Source organism: Bacillus sp. LQ01 (assembly GCF_057624735.1).
On the sequence record NZ_JBYEZL010000001.1, the window covers coordinates 937,837 to 959,356 of the forward strand.

The 21,520-nt window shown below is 34.5% G+C and carries 21 protein-coding genes; 12 read left to right on the forward strand and 9 right to left on the reverse strand.

Going from position 1 to position 21,520, the window contains the following annotated elements:
- Window positions 1-77 precede the first annotated feature (77 nt).
- Complete coding sequence (locus AC22L0_RS05085) at window positions 78-215, reverse strand: hypothetical protein (RefSeq protein ID WP_000724010.1); 138 nt, start codon at window positions 213-215, stop codon at window positions 78-80.
- Window positions 215-1,309, reverse strand: a complete 1,095-nt coding sequence (locus AC22L0_RS05090; RefSeq protein ID WP_000114846.1) for a response regulator aspartate phosphatase — start codon at window positions 1,307-1,309, stop codon at window positions 215-217. Before AC22L0_RS05090 ends, AC22L0_RS05085 begins: the two co-directional genes overlap by 1 nt.
- Window positions 1,310-1,452: 143 nt before the next feature.
- Here AC22L0_RS05090 and AC22L0_RS05095 point away from each other — a divergent pair, with 143 nt between their 5' ends.
- Complete coding sequence (locus AC22L0_RS05095) at window positions 1,453-1,629, forward strand: ATPase (protein WP_069604915.1); 177 nt, start codon at window positions 1,453-1,455, stop codon at window positions 1,627-1,629.
- Window positions 1,630-1,668: 39 nt separating this feature from the next.
- Here the strand turns inward: AC22L0_RS05095 and AC22L0_RS05100 are convergent, their stop codons facing one another.
- Window positions 1,669-2,214 carry a helix-turn-helix domain-containing protein gene (locus AC22L0_RS05100; RefSeq protein WP_000427637.1) on the reverse strand — a complete coding sequence of 182 codons (546 nt, stop codon included), beginning with the start codon at window positions 2,212-2,214 and terminating at the stop codon, window positions 1,669-1,671.
- 150 nt (window positions 2,215-2,364) lie between these two features.
- Here AC22L0_RS05100 and dsdA point away from each other — a divergent pair, with 150 nt between their 5' ends.
- Both dsdA and AC22L0_RS05110 read left to right on the forward strand, forming a co-directional pair.
- Complete coding sequence (gene dsdA, locus AC22L0_RS05105; protein ID WP_087965975.1) at window positions 2,365-3,696, forward strand: D-serine ammonia-lyase; 1,332 nt, start codon at window positions 2,365-2,367, stop codon at window positions 3,694-3,696.
- Window positions 3,697-3,850: 154 nt separating this feature from the next.
- On the forward strand, window positions 3,851-5,098 hold the full coding sequence (locus AC22L0_RS05110) for a DUF445 domain-containing protein (protein ID WP_087965972.1): 1,248 nt from the start codon (window positions 3,851-3,853) through the stop codon (window positions 5,096-5,098).
- A gap of 30 nt (window positions 5,099-5,128) precedes the next feature.
- On the opposite strand, the gene exsE is transcribed toward AC22L0_RS05110, so the two are convergent.
- From exsE to AC22L0_RS05130, 4 genes are read right to left on the reverse strand one after another with little or no spacing between them, the layout of a single operon-like run.
- The gene (gene exsE, locus AC22L0_RS05115; RefSeq protein WP_001261427.1) at window positions 5,129-6,085 is read right to left on the reverse strand and encodes an exosporium protein ExsE; all 957 of its coding nucleotides are present in this window, start codon (window positions 6,083-6,085) and stop codon (window positions 5,129-5,131) included.
- Window positions 6,082-7,152 (reverse strand): hypothetical protein, encoded by a 1,071-nt coding sequence (locus AC22L0_RS05120; RefSeq protein WP_087965970.1) that lies wholly within the window; start codon window positions 7,150-7,152, stop codon window positions 6,082-6,084. The genes exsE and AC22L0_RS05120 overlap by 4 nt, the downstream gene beginning before the upstream one ends.
- Complete coding sequence (locus AC22L0_RS05125; RefSeq protein WP_000972351.1) at window positions 7,145-7,588, reverse strand: hypothetical protein; 444 nt, start codon at window positions 7,586-7,588, stop codon at window positions 7,145-7,147. Before AC22L0_RS05125 ends, AC22L0_RS05120 begins: the two co-directional genes overlap by 8 nt.
- Window positions 7,585-8,130 carry an RNA polymerase sigma factor gene (locus tag AC22L0_RS05130; RefSeq protein ID WP_306302920.1) on the reverse strand — a complete coding sequence of 182 codons (546 nt, stop codon included), beginning with the start codon at window positions 8,128-8,130 and terminating at the stop codon, window positions 7,585-7,587. The genes AC22L0_RS05125 and AC22L0_RS05130 overlap by 4 nt, the downstream gene beginning before the upstream one ends.
- Window positions 8,131-8,350: 220 nt before the next feature.
- Between AC22L0_RS05130 and AC22L0_RS05135 the strand changes: the two genes are divergently transcribed.
- From AC22L0_RS05135 to AC22L0_RS05155, 5 genes are all read left to right on the forward strand, one after another.
- On the forward strand, window positions 8,351-8,989 hold the full coding sequence (locus tag AC22L0_RS05135; protein ID WP_000694095.1) for a response regulator transcription factor: 639 nt from the start codon (window positions 8,351-8,353) through the stop codon (window positions 8,987-8,989).
- A gap of 4 nt (window positions 8,990-8,993) precedes the next feature.
- Entirely contained in the window at window positions 8,994-10,094 is a 1,101-nt protein-coding gene (locus AC22L0_RS05140) for a sensor histidine kinase (protein ID WP_087965968.1), read from the forward strand.
- Between the two features lie 123 nt (window positions 10,095-10,217).
- Entirely contained in the window at window positions 10,218-11,156 is a 939-nt protein-coding gene (locus AC22L0_RS05145) for an ABC transporter ATP-binding protein (RefSeq protein ID WP_001093830.1), read from the forward strand.
- 37 nt (window positions 11,157-11,193) lie between these two features.
- Window positions 11,194-12,303 (forward strand): ABC transporter permease, encoded by a 1,110-nt coding sequence (locus AC22L0_RS05150; protein ID WP_001020151.1) that lies wholly within the window; start codon window positions 11,194-11,196, stop codon window positions 12,301-12,303.
- A gap of 1 nt (window position 12,304) precedes the next feature.
- Window positions 12,305-13,450: an ABC transporter permease gene (locus tag AC22L0_RS05155; RefSeq protein ID WP_058839107.1), complete on the forward strand. Its 1,146-nt coding sequence runs from the start codon at window positions 12,305-12,307 to the stop codon at window positions 13,448-13,450.
- Between the two features lie 44 nt (window positions 13,451-13,494).
- Here AC22L0_RS05155 and AC22L0_RS05160 read toward each other — a convergent pair whose 3' ends face one another.
- A complete protein-coding gene (locus AC22L0_RS05160) occupies window positions 13,495-14,433 on the reverse strand; it encodes an esterase/lipase family protein (protein WP_087965966.1) in 939 nt (312 codons plus the stop codon).
- Window positions 14,434-14,550: 117 nt separating this feature from the next.
- On the opposite strand from AC22L0_RS05160, the gene cls reads away from it, so the two are divergent.
- The gene (gene cls, locus AC22L0_RS05165; protein ID WP_002102956.1) at window positions 14,551-15,762 is read left to right on the forward strand and encodes a cardiolipin synthase; all 1,212 of its coding nucleotides are present in this window, start codon (window positions 14,551-14,553) and stop codon (window positions 15,760-15,762) included.
- Window positions 15,763-15,815: 53 nt separating this feature from the next.
- On the opposite strand, the gene pyrH is transcribed toward cls, so the two are convergent.
- Window positions 15,816-16,559 (reverse strand): UMP kinase, encoded by a 744-nt coding sequence (pyrH, locus tag AC22L0_RS05170; RefSeq protein WP_001248059.1) that lies wholly within the window; start codon window positions 16,557-16,559, stop codon window positions 15,816-15,818.
- Between the two features lie 376 nt (window positions 16,560-16,935).
- Here pyrH and AC22L0_RS05175 point away from each other — a divergent pair, with 376 nt between their 5' ends.
- The 3 genes from AC22L0_RS05175 (at window position 16,936) to malS (ending at window position 21,459) form a co-directional block, all read left to right on the forward strand.
- Window positions 16,936-18,207, forward strand: coding sequence for a cation:dicarboxylate symporter family transporter (locus tag AC22L0_RS05175; protein WP_000713291.1), 1,272 nt, complete (start codon window positions 16,936-16,938; stop codon window positions 18,205-18,207).
- A 24-nt stretch (window positions 18,208-18,231) separates the two neighbouring features.
- Complete coding sequence (aspA, locus tag AC22L0_RS05180; RefSeq protein WP_000224178.1) at window positions 18,232-19,671, forward strand: aspartate ammonia-lyase; 1,440 nt, start codon at window positions 18,232-18,234, stop codon at window positions 19,669-19,671.
- Between the two features lie 75 nt (window positions 19,672-19,746).
- On the forward strand, window positions 19,747-21,459 hold the full coding sequence (gene malS, locus AC22L0_RS05185; RefSeq protein WP_002100899.1) for an oxaloacetate-decarboxylating malate dehydrogenase: 1,713 nt from the start codon (window positions 19,747-19,749) through the stop codon (window positions 21,457-21,459).
- The last annotated feature ends 61 nt before the right edge of the window (window positions 21,460-21,520 follow it).

Sequence of the window (21,520 nt, forward strand, 5' to 3'; positions counted from 1 at the left end):
AGCGTATTTCTTCATCATATGCTAAATCATTATATTGTAGAAACCTAAAAACCCCTTTATTAGGGGTTTTTAGGTTTCTACAGGTCTGCATGTGTTTCTTGTTTATCTGTATCCCATTTTGGAAGTTGTTTTGCTTGTTGATTTTCAGTGAAATTATTAAAGCCAAAAGCAAGTATGCATGTAAAGGTTAAAATAGCTAAACTAATCTTTTTCATTATCTTAGTGCCTCCTTAGTTAATAATTTTTGTTTTGCTTCGTAAGTTTTGAAAAAATATTTTTGAGATTTCTCTATTTTATTCACTTTATGAAATTCTACTGCTAATAATTCGTAATATTCTTGTGCATAATCGTATAATTCTTTACTGTTAAAATATGTGGTGCCTGCAATGATTGCGTTTTCTAAGTCGTCTAGAATACCAGTGTGTTGTGTTTTTAAGATAGTGAAATGGTGTTTATATTCTTGATTATTTAATTCATTACAAATTTCTAAGCCTTTTTGAACCCAATCGTTTGCAAGTTCTTTTTCATTTAAACTAAAATGTTCTTTGGCTTGTAGAAAATTGGCTTTTAGGTGTTTAGGTAATTTGTTTGTAACTATTGTAAGATGTCTAATAGCAAGGGTTGATAGATTTTGAGAAGAGTAGAGCCAACCTAAGTTATTTCGAACTTTTAAGATTAGTGTATCGTCTTTCAGCTTTTGTAAAATATTGATTGCTGAATTATAGTTCTCTTCGGCTTGTTCGAATTGTTTTAAATAAACAGAACATGAGCCTAAAATGTTTTCGCATAGAGCTATTTTAATTTCATAACGTGGATATTTTGAGAAAATCTCTTTCGCTTGATTTGCATAATTGATTGCTGTAAGTGGTTTGTTTGTATGGTGATTAAATATAGCAAATTTATATTTATATTCAGCTTCTTCTAGTTCACCTGGTACATGTTTTAAAAGGGATTCAGCTTTTTCGTATTCTTTTTTTGCTTCATCATAATTTCCAATAATGGTAGCATGTTCAGCTTTAAAAAAGTGATAATAATAAGTAATAAAGTCTTCAGTTATTGGATTGTCTAAACGAACAATTTGACTAAAAGTATCATACTTAATGTTTGTCCAATCGGTTAGGACCTTATATTTAAAGTTTAGTAGGGAGTAGTAAAGCGATAGATTTTGATCAGCTTCAATTTTATTAATCTGTTTCTCTATTTTTTCTTTTAATTGTTTCGCTTCAATTAATTGCTCCGCTACCATTACTTGATATAAAATGTTTAATTCGTTGACAATCTGTTCATGCCCTTTTAATAACACACTCATTATATATTCCCCCATCCGATAAAAGTATTCTAATTTAATTATTTCTATAATAGCAAAATAGAAGAAGTATAAGAGTAATTTTACCATATTTTTCAACAAAATTCTGAAAAAACAATTAATTTTTACGTGTTTCTTATTTTTATGTGAATATTACAAGTGCCTCTGGTAGTGGTGGGATGAATCTGACTCATGATACGTTAGCATCAATGGGAGGGATAGCTTCACTTGTAAATATGTTTTTAGGAGGATTGTTCGGATTGGGTCCAACTGTTAAGCTTTTAACAAAAATTTCACTTTCTTATTTAATAAAAACAGGATAATCCGCATTTTATAAGAATCATCCTGTTTTTATTGATATATTAAAAAATCGGCGGAGTAACAGAAAATAAGACTATCGCATTTTTCTCAAAATGATTCACCCATTTATGCTTTAAATAAGCAGGTATCTTTACACTGTCGCCAGTTTCTAATACGTATTCTTCCTCGTTTAAATATAATGTGATTTTCCCATCTAAGACAAATGCTAATTCTTCTCCTTTATGTTCTAGCACATTTTCTGATGAAGCTGTATTAGGCGGGACGGTCATAATTGCTGTTGCTAAATTTCCAGTGAAATCAGGTGAAAGCATTTCATATGATAAATTATCGATAATCATTTTCTTTCGTTTATGGGAACGTACAATTAAATCGTCTGTATTTGTATCTTCAAGTAAAAAGCTAAATGTTGGCACATCAAGAGCTTTAGCAAGCACTTTTAATGTTTGAATAGAAGGGTTAGCGGACCCACGCTCAATTTGACTTAACATAGATGGTGTAATATCGGCCATCTTTGCTAGTTCTTTACTAGTTAAACCTTTTTCTTTTCTTTGTTTTTCAATTTTTTTACCAATATCTATATTTTCCATAATGAAAATCTCCTTAAGGGTTATTAAATTATATTTAAATAAATTAAATTAAAATTAACTAAAGTTAACGATTTGTGTTAAACTATATTAAAATTAATTTAATTATAATTTATTATATGGTGAGCTACAAGGATATAAGGAGGAAACAAAATGAAAGAAATAGGGGCATTACAAGCAGAATACCCATTAGTGAATAAACTTATTGCAACAGAAGAAGTATTTTGGATAAATCCAAACATAGAAAAGTATGAAAGGGCAATAAAAGATTCACCACTTAATGAAGAGAATGTAAAAGATGCGGAAGAGAGATTAAAGCGTTTTGCACCATATATTGCGAAAGTTTTTCCTGAAACGAAAGGGACGAATGGCATAATCGAATCACCTTTAGTGAAAATATCTTCTATGAAAGAAGCTTTAGAGACAAATTACAAGCAACCTATTTTAGGAGAATTATTATTAAAATGTGATAGTCATCTTCCGATATCAGGATCAATTAAAGCTAGGGGCGGCATTTATGAAGTTTTGAAACATGCTGAGCAACTAGCATTGCAGCACGGAATGTTAACAGAGGAAGCGGATTATTCCATTTTAGATAGTGATATATGTAGAGAATTTTTCTCGAAGTATTCAATTGCGGTAGGTTCGACAGGGAATTTAGGACTTAGCATTGGGATTATGAGTGCGAAACTAGGTTTTAACGTAACGGTTCATATGTCAGCAGATGCGAAACAATGGAAAAAAGATTTATTAAGAAGTAAAGGTGTAAACGTTATTGAATATGAAGATGATTATAGTAAAGCAGTAGAAGAAGGAAGAAGACAAGCGGATTCGGATCCTAGCTGTTATTTTGTAGACGATGAAAACTCACATGATTTATTTTTAGGATACGCAGTAGCAGCATCGCGATTACAAAAGCAATTAGAAGAGTTAGAGATTGTAGTAAATGAAGAGCATCCTTTATTCGTTTACCTTCCGTGCGGAGTAGGAGGCGGACCTGGCGGCGTCGCATTTGGTTTAAAGTTATTGTATAAAGACAATGTTCATTGTTTCTTTGCAGAGCCAACACATTCTCCTTGTATGTTACTCGGCTTAATGACCGGCCTTCATGACAAAATTTCCGTTCAAGATATCGGAATTGATAATGTAACAGACGCGGACGGACTAGCGGTAGGAAGACCGTCTGGATTTGTCGGTAAAACGATGGAACCATTTTTGAGTGGGAATTACACAGTAAGCGATGAAGAGTTATATAGATTGTTAAAAGAACTAGCTGACACGGAGAATATTTATTTAGAGCCTTCTGCACTAGCAGGTATGATTGGGCCAGTGAAAGTATGTAAAGAAGATGAGTATTTACAAAAGCAACAGTTAACAGAGAAGTTGAAAAAAGGTACTCATATTGTGTGGGGAACGGGTGGAAGTATGGTTCCTAAAGATGTAATGAATGAATACTATAGGAAAGGTTTGGAATTAACGATATAAGAAAAATGAGGCTAGTTGTAGCCTCATTTTTTCATGTACATAAAAATCTTTGTTATTTTCACAATAGTTCTTTATAGTATATATAAAGGATAACTAATATTGAATAAATACAACAAAAAAGCTTTATTTTACATAATAAGAGGATGTGTATACGATGTCATTACAGACTAAATATATAGCGGGTATTTCGCTTGGGGTTATGGGTGTCGGCTTTGCGGCTTCTATCCCTTTTCAAGGAACGGTAGCAGGAGAGATTATACAAGGGGGATTTGAAGCTGGATTGGTTGGCGGGCTTGCAGATTGGTTCGCGGTTACTGCTTTATTCCGTCACCCGATGGGAATACCAATTCCGCATACAGCTTTGTTACCTAAAAACCGTAAACGAGTAACGAAAGGGCTCATCAATACGTTAGAAAATGAATGGCTGACGAAAGAAAGTATTACGAATAAAGTAAAAGAGATGCAGTTAGCACAAATGGTACTGCAAATTGCTGAGAGAGAAATGCAGTCTGATGCTGTGAAAAAAGGCATTGTAACGATTGCTGAGAAGGCGATTGTTTCAATCGATACAGAAAAATTAGCGGTTATTATTGAAAAAGAATTAAAGACGTATTTACATACAATTAATACAAATAACATTTTACAAGTGCTTGTTGATCAATTAGTTGTGCAAGAATATGATGAAAAGACACTTGATTACATATTAGTGAAGGTAAAAGATTGGACAGCGCAAGATGAAGCTCGTTACCAGCTCGGTAGCTTAGGTATGAAGGCGATGGAAAATATAAAAGTAGATGGATTCTTGCAGTTTACTTTGAAATCATTTATGAATATTGTAGATGAAGATAAGATTGGCGGCATTTTGCAGAAGTTTATCATTAGTAATATTAACAGCTTACAAGAGGCTGATAATAGCACAAGACAACTTATATTAGCGAAGATTCGTCAAGAAATTATCAATGTAAAAGAAAATGAAGCCTTATTACAGGAATTAGAAAATTGGAAAGAAAAGTGGATTGCGAATTGGAATGCTACTGACAAAATAAAAGAGATGCTAGAGCAAGTACAGCAAAGAGCAGTTGCTTTTGTAAATAATGAAGAATTTGCTGATAAATATGTTATTCCATTTTTACAAAAACAAATGAATAAAATAAAAGAAGATGAACAAACTGTTCAAAAAATAGAGAAGTGGTTACAAAAGCAAGTTGTCACACTTGTGGAAAAGAACCATTCGAAAATTGGTAAGCTTGTACAAGAAAACCTTGATAAGTTAGATGATAAGACGTTAATCGAAATGATTGAAAATAACGTCGGTAAAGATTTACAGTGGATCCGAGTGAACGGGGCGGTTTGCGGATTTATGATTGGATTAGTGTTAGAAGGAATTAAAGCGATTATATGAGAAAAACCTTCCGCAATTGCGGAAGGTTTTTTATTTTTCGAGAACACTCATATTCAAATTATAAGCTTTCTCAATATTTAACTTGTACGTCCCATTTCCAGTTTTAATCGAATTTTTATACCAATGTTCTTGGTTGTTTAATTCTGGATGTTCTTCTGAAGAAGTATTTTCGTTTTTCGTTAAATCTTCTACTTGTTCCCAAGGTGTACTTCCATGTGTTTCTTTTTGATTCGTTACTGCTGTTAAAGATACATCACTTTCTTTTGCAAGATGGACAGACACTCTTGAGCTTTCCTGTACAAACCAATTATTTTGTAATTGACCTGGATAAAGAGATAGTTCGTTATTTGAAGCACGGATTTCCACATTTTTATTTTGCGGAAGAACAAGCGTTGGTTTCACCTGTGGTGCTGAATTAAATAATGTATGCTGAACAGGTAAAGATTTTAAAGTGATATACATCGTTTCTCCAGCCGTTTGAACTGAAAGGAAATCATCTCGTTTTAAATTGAGTTTTTCATTTGCTTTCGTTGTCATTTCATAAGTTCCCAAAAGATGAATTTGATTTGTATTATTTCCCTCTATCGTTAGAGGCTGATGTCCTGCATCTACTACGATTTTTTTGATAGATTCAGGTATATCAAATTGTCCGTCTGGAATATTACTCGTTTGCCTCGTTGTGTTAATAGAGTGACGAACTTCTTCTAGTAATCCAGTTGATAATAAACAGTAAAAAGCAATTCCGACGCTTCCTAAAACGCCGATAAAGAAAATACTAAAAATATCATATTTAATAAATGATTGTTCCTTCTTAGAAAATAGAAGGTATAGTAAAACTTCGGCTCCAAGTATGATGAGTAAAACTGGCCACCATGCAGTTAGTGTATCTAATACTTGAATTCCTTTTACGACTGAAAATAGTAAAAAGCATCCTAACGATATAATAGAAAGCCCCATTGAGAATGTTCCAACACGCCAAGTCCTCATTCGCTTGTCCCACCTTTGTTTTCTTTATTTCCAAGTAACAATTTAAAGCCGCCGCCAATTAAAAGGAGCGCAACGATAGATGTTTGGAAATAGCGATAATATAGTTCACTAAGATGAATATTAAATATAGTTACAAAATAATCATTCAAAATAGGAAGGACTGTTTGATCTAATAAATAATAACCACCGAGTGTAATTAACCCGATACCGATCCATCTTTGATGATTGATAAAATAATCGATAATGGGTTCGTCTTGAACTCGTTCTTTTCCGTATTTTGCTGTTTGCTGTAACGCATCAAAAAAGCTATAGAACCAAATGATTGGTACTAAAAATAAAAACGCAGAAAGTCTTAATAAGTCGAGTAAATAAATAGATAGTAAGAAGGCCGCCATAAGCTGAAGACCACGGCGTTGTAAGCCTAAATACATATGACCTGCTCCAGGGAACATCGCTAAAATAGAAGCAAATGTTTTACTTTTCTTTCCCTGCTCGCGGTGCTCTTCAAAATCTTCGAAAATAGTACGGTCAATTAATTGCTCGCCACGTTCTTTTTTCTGTAGTTGCTGAACAACGTCAAAGAAATTATAAATCCATAAAACAGGTAACGTAATAAGGAAGATAAGAAAACTTTCTTGCGATGTTAAAAGTGCAACGAAAATGATCATACTTCCGATTCCTGTGCAAGCTACTAAAAATGTAAGTCCGCGTTGCATAAGTCCTAATTGGAAATGGCCAAGTCCAGGGATGATGGATAAGAGAATGATATAAAATCGTTCGCTCTCTTTAGAGGAATTTATCACTTCTCCAGCTTCTTGCTTTTTCGTTTGGTTTATAATGGTGATAACTAAATCTAGTAAGTTAATTACCCATAGAACAGCTAGTAAAAATAGAGAAAGAAAAGCAATATCACGTTCTCTTACTACTATTGTACAAAATACTGCAAAGGAAAATAGAAATAGTGATCCTCCGCTATATAAAATAAACCGTCCTAGCTTTTTTAAGTATAAATGTCCAAGCCCAGGAATTAGCCCTAATACAAGTGCTAAAAAGGGATTTTTATTCATGCTTTGAACCTCCGTCCTTTTTCGATGTGTCTACCGATTTGTTTACAATTTGTTGTGAAATAGAAGACTCGTTATGTTTTGAAGATTTCTCTAAATTTGATGTCGCTGTAAAAATATATTGAAATAAACCACTTACCATAAAAATAATTGTAGCCGCAGTCGCAATTATGTAATGAATGATCGTGCGCTTTAGTGAGGTTGTTTTTATATTTTCATTAGACTGTAGTGTTTCAAAATTAATTTGCGTCATAACTTCGTTCGTAAATGAATCATCATTTATCATTGGAAGGTTTTCATGTTGTTCATCAATACTTTCCATATAAAGTGCTAAACAATGATCACATTCATAAAGATGTTCTTCCATAGATTCACGTTCATTGCTTTCTATAAAATCTAATGTATAATTGCGCCAATCTTCTTTTGAATAATGCATCATAGAAACTCTTCCTCCTTCCAATGTTTTTTAATCCATTTTCGTGCTCGATACAGTTTCATTTCGACTGTTTTTACTTCGATGTTTTCCTGTAAAGCAATTTCTTGATAGCTCTTTTCTTCTAAGTAATGTGCGAGAACGACGTCACGGTAATTTTCGGGAAGTTCTCTCAGTTTTTGAGCAATGAGTAATTTTTGCTCTTTCGTCAATAATAAAGCCTCAATATTATGAGAAGACTGTATATTTTCCTCAGCTTCTTTACATAAGGAGAGTTCTTCACTTTCTCTAGCTTTCTTTCTCTTATAATCAATAGCGTGATTGGTGGCAATACGTGCCATCCACGTTTTTAATCCGCGAAATTGATAATTTGGGAGAGAGGTGTGAATTTTTACGAATACTTCTTGTGTAACATCTTTCGAATCTTCTTCATGTCTTAAAATAGAAAAGATAACTTGAAAAATATAATGACGATATGTTTGTACAAGGATACGAAAAGCATGCTCGCTTCCTTGCTGTGCTTTTTCAATTAATTGTTTTTCCTCAATCGGTCTCTCCCTCCTTTTTGACGCATTCTATTATATAGACGTAAAGAATGATAAGTCACCCTACACATTTTGTAAAAAAAGAATAATATATTTTTTGCGGGAGAGCTAGATGAAAAAAGGTGTGAAAAAATGGTAAAGAGAAGTATATAATGAGCAAGTAGGAAATGTTACACGGAGAAAGGATGTGAATGTTAGTAGGGCAAGGTCCATACTAGCAAACATGAAAATTAAAATATTAATAGCAGATGATAACTCTTTTATTAGAGAAGGCATGAAAATTATTTTAAATACATACGAAGAGTTTGAAGTGGTAGATACTGTAAATGATGGGGGAGAAGCTGTAGCGTATTGTAAAAAGCATGAAGTTGATATTGCTCTTTTAGATGTTCGTATGCCAAATATGAACGGTGTAGAGGCGACGAAGTTCATTTGTGAAGAGACGAAAACAAAACCGCTTATTTTAACGACGTTTGATGATGATGAATATATTTTGGATGCAGTAAAAAATGGAGCGAAAGGTTATTTATTAAAAAATAACGATCCGGAGCGTATTCGTGATGCGATAAAAGGGGTTTATAACGGTCAAACTGTTATGCAAGATGTTATTCTCGATAAAATTAAGTCTAATTTAATGGAAAGTAAAGAGGAAGAATGTAAAATTGATAAGAGCCTTTTCACAGAAAGGGAGCTTAGTATTATCGCATTAATTGCAAAAGGTTTCTCAAATAAAGAAATTTCGAAACAGCTTTTTATATCTGAGGGAACAATTGCAAATTATATTACGTCAGTTTTAGGGAAAACTGGACTTGAACATCGCACACAAATTGCGATTTATTACTTAACAGGGAAAGTAGATTAATGATATGGAATTTTGGTTAACTGTAAGTAAATTAATTGTCTTTTTATATATTGTGTTCAGTTATATTTACGCAAATGTAGCAAATTTACCGTGGGTTATATTTACTTTACTTATTTACCTTTCTGTAAACGTAATGATTTCTATATTTAAAAAAGATACGTATAAAAAAATATTAATCTGTATGTCCATTGGCGTAGTTATGTTATTTACATGGAGGGTTCATCCATTTTTTATTTTGTTTTTACCTTTGAACTTATACGAAATTACATTCTATTACATAGAAAAGAATTGGCCAAGCTTTGTCGTTATGATGCTCCCAATTACGATTGCAGATGAAAGTATTCGAATGACTTATGGATTGATTGTTGCATTTTCTTTTCTCGTTTTAACTATTGCAGATCGATATATATCGCGTGTAGTAAAGCTTGAATCGCAAAATGATAAGATGCGAAAAGATATGCAACGACTTACGAAAAGCTTACATGAAAATAAAGAGTACATAAGACAATCTGAATACACATTTAAGCTAGAAGAGAGAAATCGGTTATCGCAAGAAATTCATGATAAAATTGGTCACTCGATGACGGGTGCACTAATTCAAATGGAGGCAGCAAAGAGGTTAATGGAAATAGATAAAGAAAAATCTGCGGAGTTATTACAAAATGCAATTCACATTTCAAAAGATGGAATTGAAAGTATTCGCATTACATTGAAAAATATGAAGCCACCAACTGAGCAAATTGGTATTCATCGTATGAAATTATTCATAGAGGAATTTGCCGGTAAGAATGATGTGAATATTCCTTTTGTATACAAAGGGAACTTAGATATGATTTCTCCCATTCAGTGGAAAATTATCGGTGAGAATGTTACAGAAGCACTAACAAATGCAATGAAATATGCTGATGCGACAGTTATTTCTATAGATATTCATGTGCTTAACAAGATGGTTAAGGTGCAAGTGAAGGATAACGGGAAAGGCGCAGCTCTTGTTAAGAAAGGTCTCGGTATCATGGGGATGGAGGAGCGAACAGCATCAGTAAACGGAAAAATTATTGTAGATGGAACAAGTGGTTTTGCAGTAACAATGTTGTTGCCGATATGAGGATGAATCATCTCATATGAAAAAAGTGAATAATCTCATGTGAAAAGAATGAACTTCTGCACTGAGCAGGTTCATTCTTTTTGTTTATACTAAAAGCAGAGAAACCGAAATAGGGGTGAAATGATGAATACATTAGAAATTAAAAATTTAACGAAAAAATTTGGTGATTTCATCGCAGTTGATAATATGTCTTTATCTATTAAAGAAGGAGAAATATTTGGCTTTTTAGGATCGAATGGTGCTGGTAAGAGTACAACGATTAATATGATTGCTGGTTTGTTAAGAAGTAATGAAGGCGAAATTAGCATACTAGGAAAAAATATAAAGAAACATAACCGATTTGCGAAGATGAATATCGGTATCGTTCCGCAAGATATTGCGATTTATGAAGAGTTAACTGCCTATGAAAATGTGAAATTCTTTGCTGGGTTGTACGGATTAAGAGGAGTTGAGCTAAAAGCGAGAGTGGAGGAAGCACTGCAATTTGTGGGGCTTAGCGATAAACATAAAAGTTATCCGAAAAACTTTTCTGGCGGGATGAAACGAAGACTGAATATCGCTTGTGCGATTGCTCATAGACCGAAGTTAATTATTATGGATGAGCCGACAGTTGGAATTGATCCACAGTCAAGAAACTACATTTTGCAGTCAGTACGTAAATTAAATGAAATGGGAAGTACGATTATTTACACGAGTCACTACATGGAAGAAGTAGAAGAGATTTGTACGAAAATCGCAATTGTCGACCACGGTAAAGTGATTGCAGAAGGTACGAAAGAACAGTTAAAAGCGATTATTACAGATACGAAAGATATTTGGATTGAAGTGAAGTCAGTAGAAAATTTAGATGTAGAAAAGTTAAAAGAGATAAACGGTGTGAAAGCTGTTCAAATTGAAGAGAACGTAATCAAGGTAAACTCGGATGCAGGATTAAATAATTTAAATCAAATTATTCAGCATTTCATTAATCATGACATTGAAATTCGTTCGTTAGAGGAGCAGGCTCCAAACTTAGAAACAGTATTTCTTACGTTAACCGGAAGAAACTTACGAGATAAATAAAAGGTAAATGAAGAAAAGGTAAAGGGAGGTTCATCAATTGAACATCTTCAATATTGCAATTATGCATATTAAAAGAGATTTCAGAGACGTAAGAACTTTAGTTTTTATGTTAGCATTTCCGATTGTACTTATGCTTGTGTTAGGAACAGCGTTAACCAACGCATTTAATAGTGATAGTCATTCGATTAAAGATATACAAGTGCTATATAAAGATGAAGCGAGTAGCACGTTTTCTCAATCATTTGCAGCATTTACGAAAGAAGTGGATAAATCAGGTATTCATTTTAAAAAAGCTTCCGGCAGTATAGATGGGAAAGAAGAAGTGAAGAAAAATAAATATGCTGCTTATGTAGAGTTAAATAAAGATGGTGCAAAATTTTACGGAAGTGACAAAAGTAGTATTGAGGGGAGTATTGTGGAAGGAATGCTTACAACATTTGTTGATAAGTACAATGTAGCGGTCGAAGTTGCAAAAGTAGATCCTACTAAGGTGAGCACAGTTATTTCAAACGGAAACCATAATGATTATATAAAAGAAACATCTTTACAAGCTGCGAAAAAACCAGGTTCTATGGATTACTACGCGGTTGTAATGACAACGATGATTGCACTGTATGCTGCGATGGGAGCGAGTTCTTTAATTCGAGGAGAACGAATACGTAAAACAGGAGATCGTCTCATTGCTGCACCTATAAGTAAAGCTGAAATATTCATTGGAAAAGTACTTGGTAGCCTAGTAGCAAATGCCCTGTGCATATTACTCGTCATGTTATTTAGTAAATTTGTTTTTCAAGCGAATTGGGGCGACCATCTTGGAATCATATTTCTTATTTTATTAACACAAGTCTTTCTAGCAATTAGCTTCGGTTTAGGAATCGGATATATCACGAAAACAGCTGAAGCGTCTAGGGCAATTATTATGGTTGTTGTGCAATTAGCTTCTATTTTTGGAGGTGCATATTTCGTAGTGGAAGAAAATTTCGTTACGAATTTATCGCCATTAACTTGGGCAAATACAGCTGTTATGAAAATTATTTATGCAAATGATGTAGGGGCAGCACTACCAGTCATTTCTTTAAACATTGGAATTTCAGCACTCTTTTTATTAATTGCAATTATTGCATTACGTAGACGGGAGGGGCTATAGTATGAAGGATATTTTATGGCTCATACAAAAAACGTTATCTGTGCTTTTGAAAAATAAAAAAAGTTTACTAATTATAATTAGCTTGCCGATAATAGGGACGCTCATTTCCTTCTCGATATACGGAAATGCAGGGCAAGGAACGTTAAATATCGGGATTGTAAATAAAGAAAATGAGCCGATAGCAAATGATACGATAAAGTTTTTAGAAGGATTAAATCATGTGAATGTGAGTAAGGTTAAGGAGTCTCAAATAGAAGATAAACTCACTTCCAAAAAACTTGATGGAGTTATTACATTAGATTCTGGTTTTTCAAAAAGTGTTCGAGAAGGGAAACCAGAGCATATTGAAATTTCATCGATTAAAGGTGATCAAGTAACAGGATTTATAAAATCATATTTATATAATTATATTGATAATATAGCAGCTATTAGTAAAGTAGCCGGAACAGATCAAAGCACATTCGACAATATGTACGCAGGGTATCAAAAAAGTTCATTTAAAATGAAAACTGAGACGCTAGAAGATACTTCGAAAAATAAAGATATGACAAATCAAACAATGGGTTACCTTATTATGTTTATGCTGTTTTCAGCAGCGAACTTATCAGGTCATATTTTAAAAGAAAAAGAGAATAGAACGTACTTTAGACTATTATCAACGCCGATAGATGGGAAGAAGTTTATATTATCTAATGTCGGAGTAAATATGATAATACTAACAGTACAAATTTTGATTACAATCCTATTCCTAACGAATGTTTTTCATACGAATATCAATATGCCTTTCATAGTGATGATGGGCGTACTAATGCTATTTGCATTAATCGCAATTGGAATATCATTAGTCCTTGTAGCTTTTTCGAAAAACTCAGCATCGGCAAATGCGATGCAAAATATGATCATTGTACCAACATGCTTACTTGCTGGATGTTATTTCCCATATGACATTATGCCAAGTGCAGTACAAAAAGTAGCTAATTTTCTTCCGCAGCGCTGGTTGTTAGATACGATATCAAAACTACAGCAGGGAATACCATTCTCGGAGTTGTATTTAAACATTTTAATTTTATTCGCTTTCGCAATTGCATTCTTCTTAATTGCTATTTATAAGTTTGGAAGAAATAATGACGCGAGAAATTTTGTTTAATGTGAAAAGGTGTGGCTTAATGCCATACCTTTTTTGTTTGAAACTTAGAGTATCTTTTGTAGTATAGGAATGCTTTTGTAGAGCACTTCGTTATGTGAAGCATGCAAAACATATTTATTTCCCTCTAGAAGAAAAACGCTATGTAGAACAGCGTTACCGTCACCATGTTTTGTAAGTAAATCACCGACGACTTTGCCGTCTGTCCATTTCAGTTTGGAATGTGAAGGGACGACTTGTAAATATTGAGTTGTTTCCTCTCCATCTCCGGCAATGAGTGTCGTTTCAATATTTCTTTTTTGTATAATAAATCTATTTGTATTTAATATATCGAGGAAAGGGTTTTTCATTTTCATCTTACTATAAGGAAGAAATGTAATAGAAGAGTCGGATTTTATAAATAAATAATTTCCGTAATCTTTACAAGGAATAACATCTTGTAATCCTGGAAAGTAAATGTGTATCGCCTCAACTTTATTCATTTTATGTAAGATGCTTAAGTAACAAATATATTGTTCCATATAAAAATGAACGATATTTATTTTAGAAGAGGCATGGATAGGGAGACTGCCTCCAGTCCAATAACTATAATTTGGTGGAGATCCAGCGTTTGGTGTGCAGAGTATTATAAGTTGATTCACATCATTTTTATATTCGTCACTTTGAACGTAAGAACGTCCAAGAAGGCCGCCCATACTATGACAAATTAAATTTAGTTTATCGCAACCTGTAATCTTTTTAGCATAAGCAATCGTTTGTAATAAATATTTTTGTGTAGAAAAAACAATACGCTGCCGCCAGTCATAAAAACAGATGAACAAGTCTTCATTTCGTTCGTACCCCATACTTTCTAGCATCATGATGAATGGTTCGTAAACAAATGCAGAAAGTCCAAAACTCCAATTACCAGTGCCGGGAATAATAATATTGCTCATTGAACCGAAAAGACCTGGGATAAAAACAATAGGAGTTTTTCCTTTTCTCATATTCGTATCTCCTTTAACTGTTTAGTATCAATAAAAATAAGAAATACATTTCGTATGAAAACATATTTAAATGAAACACTACGAAATAGTAAGGAATATGATTGGAAGGAAACCAAAATGATAAAAAAAATATTAAGAGTTACTTCTATTATTATTGCTATTTTCGTTTTTATTTTAATTTGTATGCATATCGATGTTACCTTAGGTAGGAAAATGGAAGCTGGAAAAAACATGCCGACAGAGTATGCGCCTCATTATAGTGATTTTCAATTATATGTAGAAGGGAAATCATTATATGAGCAGCTATTTGAAGATATTAAAAAAGCGAAAAGCTCCATCTACACTTATTTCTTCATTTTGTCGGATGATAAAAGTAGTCATACTTTTTTAAACTTATTAAAAGAGAAGGCAAAAGAAGGAGCAAACGTCTATTTATCAGTTGATCGCATTAATGATTTATCATTTGAAAGAAAGATGATAAATGAATTACGGGAAAGTGGTGTGCATTTTACATATAGTAGAAAACCTGCATTGCCATTCGGATTTTATTCACTTCACCATCGTAATCATCGCCGTATTACGACGATTGATGGGGATATTGGCTATACAGGCGGATTTAATATAGGAGATGAGTACTTAGGGAAAGATAAGCGATTTGGATATTGGCGTGATTATCATGTACGGCTTAAAGGAGAAGGAGCAAAAGATTTAGAACAGCAATTCGCTTTAGATTGGAAACGAGATACGAAAGAAGAGATAAAGAGGAGTACGAATAAAGCTAGTAAAGGGAATACATTACATACTATGACTAGTTACAATGGGCATTACGTTGCTGAAAAATATATAGAGCTCATAAAACAAGCTCAGCACTCCATTGTAATTGCAACGCCGTATTTTATAGCAAAAAATAAAGAGTCCATGAATGCTTTAATCGCAGCACAAAAGCGTGGTGTTACAGTAAAAATACTTTGGTCATATAAACCAGATCTACCTCTTATAAAAGAAGCGGCGTATCCATACATACGTCAAGCTGTTAATAATGGGATTACTGTATATGGGTATAAAAAAGGAATGTTCCATGGCAAATTAATGCTTATTGATAATGAATTAACCGTTATTGGTACAACAAACTTTACTTCGCGTAGCTTCAATATAAATGATGAAATGAATTTTTATATTTATGGTGGTCCTATTGTAGGACAAGTTAATAAGGCGTTAACAGAGGATTTTCATGATTCGAAAGAAATGACGAAAGAGTTTTTTGAAAAGTTATCTTTTTGGGAGCGTTGTAAGGAGAAAGTGGCGGGATTGGTTGAGTTCTATTTGTGATGATGGATTAGAAAAGGGTGCCTACAAAAGGCACCCTTTTTGGTGGGAAATCATTATTTTTCATGCACCAGCATCGTAACATCATCATTAATCAACGTCCCCACATGTTCACCTAAACATATTTTTTTCATCACTCCAGGCTCATCAAAGTTAAAGACATGTGCTGGTAAATTGTAGTCCCGGGCAAGCAGTAATGCCGCTTGATCCATGACTTGTATATTTTGTCTAACGACATCATTATAGTTTAGTTTGCTGTACATTTTTGCTGATTTGTTATGCTTTGGATCACTTGTAAAAACACCATCGACACCTTGTTTTGCGACTAATATGGCATCACTATTCATTTCAATAGCCCTTTGTACACTTGGATAATCTGTTGTCACGAACGGTTGCCCGTTTCCGCCTCCAAAGATAACGATATAGCCGTTATCTAAATGGTGGACTGCACGTAAGCGAATGTATGGTTCAGCTACTGCATTAAATGGAATGGACGTCATAACGCGTACTTCTCTATTTGTTTTACTTGTTAAAACACCGCGAAGCATTAAGCTGTTAATGATCGTACCTAGTGTACCGATATTATCAGCTTCTACGCGATCAATTCCCCACTCTTCAGCTAGATGCCCCCTAAAAATATTACCGCCACCGATGACGATGGATACTTCGATACCTAAATCAACAATGGATAAAATTTCGTTTGCGATATGTTCTAATCGTTTGGAGTTAAAGCTATTTCCAGTTTGATCGGCAAGTGCACCGCCGCTTAATTTAATTAAGACACGTTTATATGGCCTCATAACAATTCCCCCTATATAGATCGCAATAAAAAAGGAACAAAGGCGAATGCCTTTGTTCCTTTTTAAGAAAATGAAAAAGAAAAGAAGAAGATAGGACGAATTGCTTTGTATAGTTTTTCATAACATCCACTCCTTTTCATTTTGATTTGTTTTAAGTATATATCTTTTTGATTATACGAAACAATCTGATTACTTATCAAGTTTATTTTATCGTTTTTTAACAAAATGGTGTCAATGAAAAAAAGAAGAAAAATATTTGAATTTTTTGTGACGAACTTGTAGGTTTTTGTATGATTTTGTAGGTTCGCTTATAAGATGTGTGAGTAGCTTTTATAAATTCAAATTGAAAGCGTTCGCATGAAGGGGATGAACATAAATGAAAAAATTCGGATTGGCAACACAAATTTTTGTCGCGCTTGTTTTAGGGATTGTAGTAGGGGCAGTCTTTTATGGCAATAAAACGGCGATTTCTTATATCACACCAATTGGGGATATATTTATTCACTTAATTAAGATGATTGTAGTACCAATTGTTATTTCAGCATTAATTGTTGCAGTAGCTGGTGTAGGAGATATGAAGAAGCTTGGGAAACTGGGTGGTAAGACAATTCTTTATTTCGAAATTATTACGACGATTGCTATTTTAATGGGATTACTTGCAGCGAATATATTCCAACCAGGTACTGGTGTTGATATGAGTAATTTACAGCAAAGTGATATTTCTTCTTATAAACAAACTGCAGATGCAACAGAGAAGAAAGGTTTTGCTGAGACAATTGTTCACATTGTACCGAAAAACGTATTTGAATCGATTGCACAAGGTGACCTATTACCGATTATATTCTTCTCAGTATTATTCGGCTTAGGAGTTGCGGCAATTGGGGAAAAAGGAAAGCCTGTCTTTAACTTTTTTGAAGGCGTACTCGAAGCCATGTTTTGGGTTACAAATCAAGTTATGAAATTTGCACCATTTGGTGTATTCGCATTAATTGCCGTTACGGTTGCAAAATTTGGTGTAGCAACACTACTTCCGCTAGGAAAACTAGTGCTAGCTGTATACGTAACTGTTATACTATTCGTTGTGATTGTATTAGGTATTAATGCACGAATGGTTGGAGTAAACATTTTTACATTAATAAAAATTTTAAAAGAAGAATTGATTCTTTCATTTACGACAGCAAGTTCAGAAGCTGTTTTACCTAATATAATGAGAAAAATGGAAGAGTTCGGTTGTCCAAAGGCAGTTGCCTCTTTCGTAATTCCGACAGGTTATACATTTAACTTGACTGGATCGGCTATTTATCAAGCGTTAGCGGCATTGTTTGTTGCACAAATGTACGGTGTGCACATGTCACTAACGGAGCAAATAACGTTATTATTCGTTCTCATGTTAACATCCAAAGGTATGGCGGGAGTTCCAGGTGCATCGTTCGTTGTTGTATTAGCAACGTTAGGTTCAATGGGGTTACCACTAGAAGGTATCGCATTAATTGCGGGAATTGACCGCATTTTAGATATGATTCGCTCATCTGTCAATGTATTAGGAAATGCATTAGCGGCCATTGTTATGTCGAAGTGGGAAGGCGAATTTGATAATGAGAAAGCAAAACAATATGTAGAAACAGTCAAAGAAACAAAAGCAGCATAAGAAATCGTTAAGGAGTGAATAATCATGGCAACATTAACTGAAGTTAAAAATGGTGTTCGAATTGAAAAAGATTTTTTAGGTGAAAAAGAAGTACCAAACTATGCATACTACGGCGTACAAACAATGCGTGCAGTTGAAAACTTCCCAATTACAGGATACAAAATCCATGAAGGTTTAATTAAAGCGTTCGCAATTGTAAAAAAAGCTGCAGCGCTTGCGAATACAGATGTAGGAAGATTGGAATTAAACAAGGGCGGTGCGATCGCAGAAGCTGCTCAAGAAATTCTTGATGGAAAATGGCATGATCATTTCATCGTAGATCCAATCCAAGGCGGAGCGGGTACTTCAATGAACATGAATGCAAATGAAGTCATTGCCAATCGTGCTCTTGAATTATTAGGAATGGAAAAGGGAGACTATCATTATATTAGTCCAAATAGTCATGTAAATATGGCCCAATCAACAAATGATGCATTCCCAACGGCGATTCATATCGCAACGTTAAATGCATTAGAAGGCTTATTACAAACGATGGGTTATATGCATGATGTATTTGAATTAAAAGCCGAACAGTTCGATCATGTGATTAAAATGGGACGTACACATTTACAAGACGCTGTGCCAATTCGCCTTGGACAAGAATTTAAAGCGTACTCACGTGTACTTGAACGTGATATGAAACGCATTCAGCAATCACGTCAACACTTATATGAAGTGAACATGGGAGCAACTGCAGTTGGTACAGGCTTAAATGCAGATCCAGAATATATTGAAGCAGTTGTAAAACATTTAGCTGCAATTAGTGAATTACCGCTTGTTGGTGCAGAAGATTTAGTAGATGCGACGCAAAATACGGATGCTTATACTGAAGTATCTGCAGCGCTTAAAGTATGTATGATGAATATGTCTAAAATTGCGAATGACCTTCGCTTAATGGCATCAGGTCCGCGTGTTGGTTTAGCGGAAATTATGTTACCAGCTCGTCAACCAGGTTCATCTATTATGCCAGGGAAAGTAAACCCTGTTATGCCAGAAGTAATTAATCAAATTGCGTTCCAAGTAATTGGTAATGACCATACAATTTGCCTTGCTTCAGAAGCAGGACAATTAGAATTAAACGTGATGGAACCAGTACTTGTTTTCAACTTACTGCAATCGATTAGCATTATGAATAACGGTTTCCGTGCCTTTACAGATAATTGCTTAAAAGGAATTGAAGCGAATGAAGATCGCTTAAAAGAGTATGTTGAGAAAAGTGTAGGAATTATTACAGCCGTGAACCCTCATATCGGTTATGAAGCAGCAGCTCGCGTTGCGAAAGAAGCAATTGCAACAGGCCAATCCGTTCGAGAACTTTGTGTGAAAAATGGTGTATTGTCACAAGAAGACTTAGAGTTAATTCTAGATCCATTCGAAATGACACACCCAGGGATTGCAGGAGCAACTCTTTTAAAGAAAAATTAAAAGAAGAGGGGGGACAATCCCCTCTTTTTTGTTTACAATATAGAAATGCTATATATGAATAGAGGTAGGGATGTTATGAGCAAGTTTACAGTAGCTTCTAATGGCGCATTAGAAACAACATTAAGAGGAGCAGAAGTATTATCAACACCACTTTTAAATAAAGGGGTAGCTTTCACACAAAATGAAAGAGAAGAGTTAGGTTTAAAAGGGTTATTACCGCCAGCGGTTTTAACGTTAGAAGAACAGGCACGCCGAGCATACGAACAATTTAGTTCTCAGCCGGATGATTTATTAAAGAATGTATACTTAACTGCGTTACATGATCGAAATGAAGTATTATTTTATCGTATATTAACAGATCATTTACGCGAAATGTTACCGATTGTATATACACCAACTGTCGGTGTAGCAATTCAAAGATATAGTCATGAATATCGTAAACCACGTGGTGTTTATTTATCAATTAACGATCCATCAGGTATCGAAGAAGCATTCACGAATATCGGTGCAACAGCTGAGAACATTGATTTAGTCGTTGTAACAGATGGAGAAGGCATATTAGGAATTGGTGACTGGGGCGTTGGTGGTATTAACATCGCAATCGGAAAATTAGCTGTTTACACTGCTGCAGTTGGAATCGATCCTAGTCGTGTATTACCGGTAATTTTAGATGTAGGTACAAACCGTGAGGAGCTATTAAACAATCCATTTTATATTGGAAATCGTCACCCTCGTATAACAGGTAAAGCTTACGATGAATTTATTGATACGTTTGTACAAGCGGTAAACAAACAATTCCCGAAAGCACTTTTACATTGGGAAGACTTTAGCTCTCGTAACGCACGAAAAATTTTAGATAAATATCGTCATGATGTTTGTACGTTTAATGATGATATTCAAGGTACAGGTGCAGTTTCACTTGCGGCAGTATTATCGGCAGTGAAAGCTTCTGGTGTACCGCTAAGTGAACACCGCGTTGTTGTATTTGGTGCTGGTACGGCTGGAATCGGTATCGCAGATCAAGTTAGAGATGCGATGGTCCGCGTAGGCGTATCTGAAGAAGAATCATATAAGCGTTTCTGGTGTATTGATCGTAATGGGTTAGTTACAGATAATATGGAAGATCTTCTTGATTTCCAAATTCCGTACGCAAGAAAAGAAGTAGAAGTAAGTGGGTGGAAGCAAAATGATGTGATCGGACTTGCTGAAGTTGTGAAACATGTAAAACCGACAATTTTAATTGGTACATCTACTGTTGCAGGTGCATTTAAAGAAGAGATTATTAAAGAAATGGCTTCTCACGTAGAAAGACCAATTATTTTACCAATGTCGAATCCGACGCCACTTGCTGAAGCAAAACCAGCAGATTTAATCGAGTGGACAGAAGGAAGAGCGTTAGTTGCAACAGGAAGTCCATTTGAACCAGTTACATATAACGGTGTAACGTATGTGATTGGACAATCAAATAATGCACTGATTTTCCCAGGTCTTGGTCTTGGAACAATTGTAGTACGAGCAAGCGTCATGACGGATGGAATGTTCGCAGCAGCAGCTGAAGCAGTTGCAAGTATGGTAGATACAAGTCAGCCAGGAGCACCTATTTTACCAGAGGTCGAAGAATTACGTAATATCTCAGAAATGGTTGCAATTGAAGTAGCTAAAGTTGCAGTTGCAGAAGGTGTTGCAAGAGTGAACTTAAGTGATAACGATATCAAGATGGCAGTGAAAGAAGCAATGTGGAAGCCAGAGTATCGCCAAATAAAAGCGGTAGAAAAGGTTAGAATATAGAAAAAAAGCCCGTTTATAACAATAAGCGGGCTTTCGCTTTTACTGCTGAAAAAAAGTATAG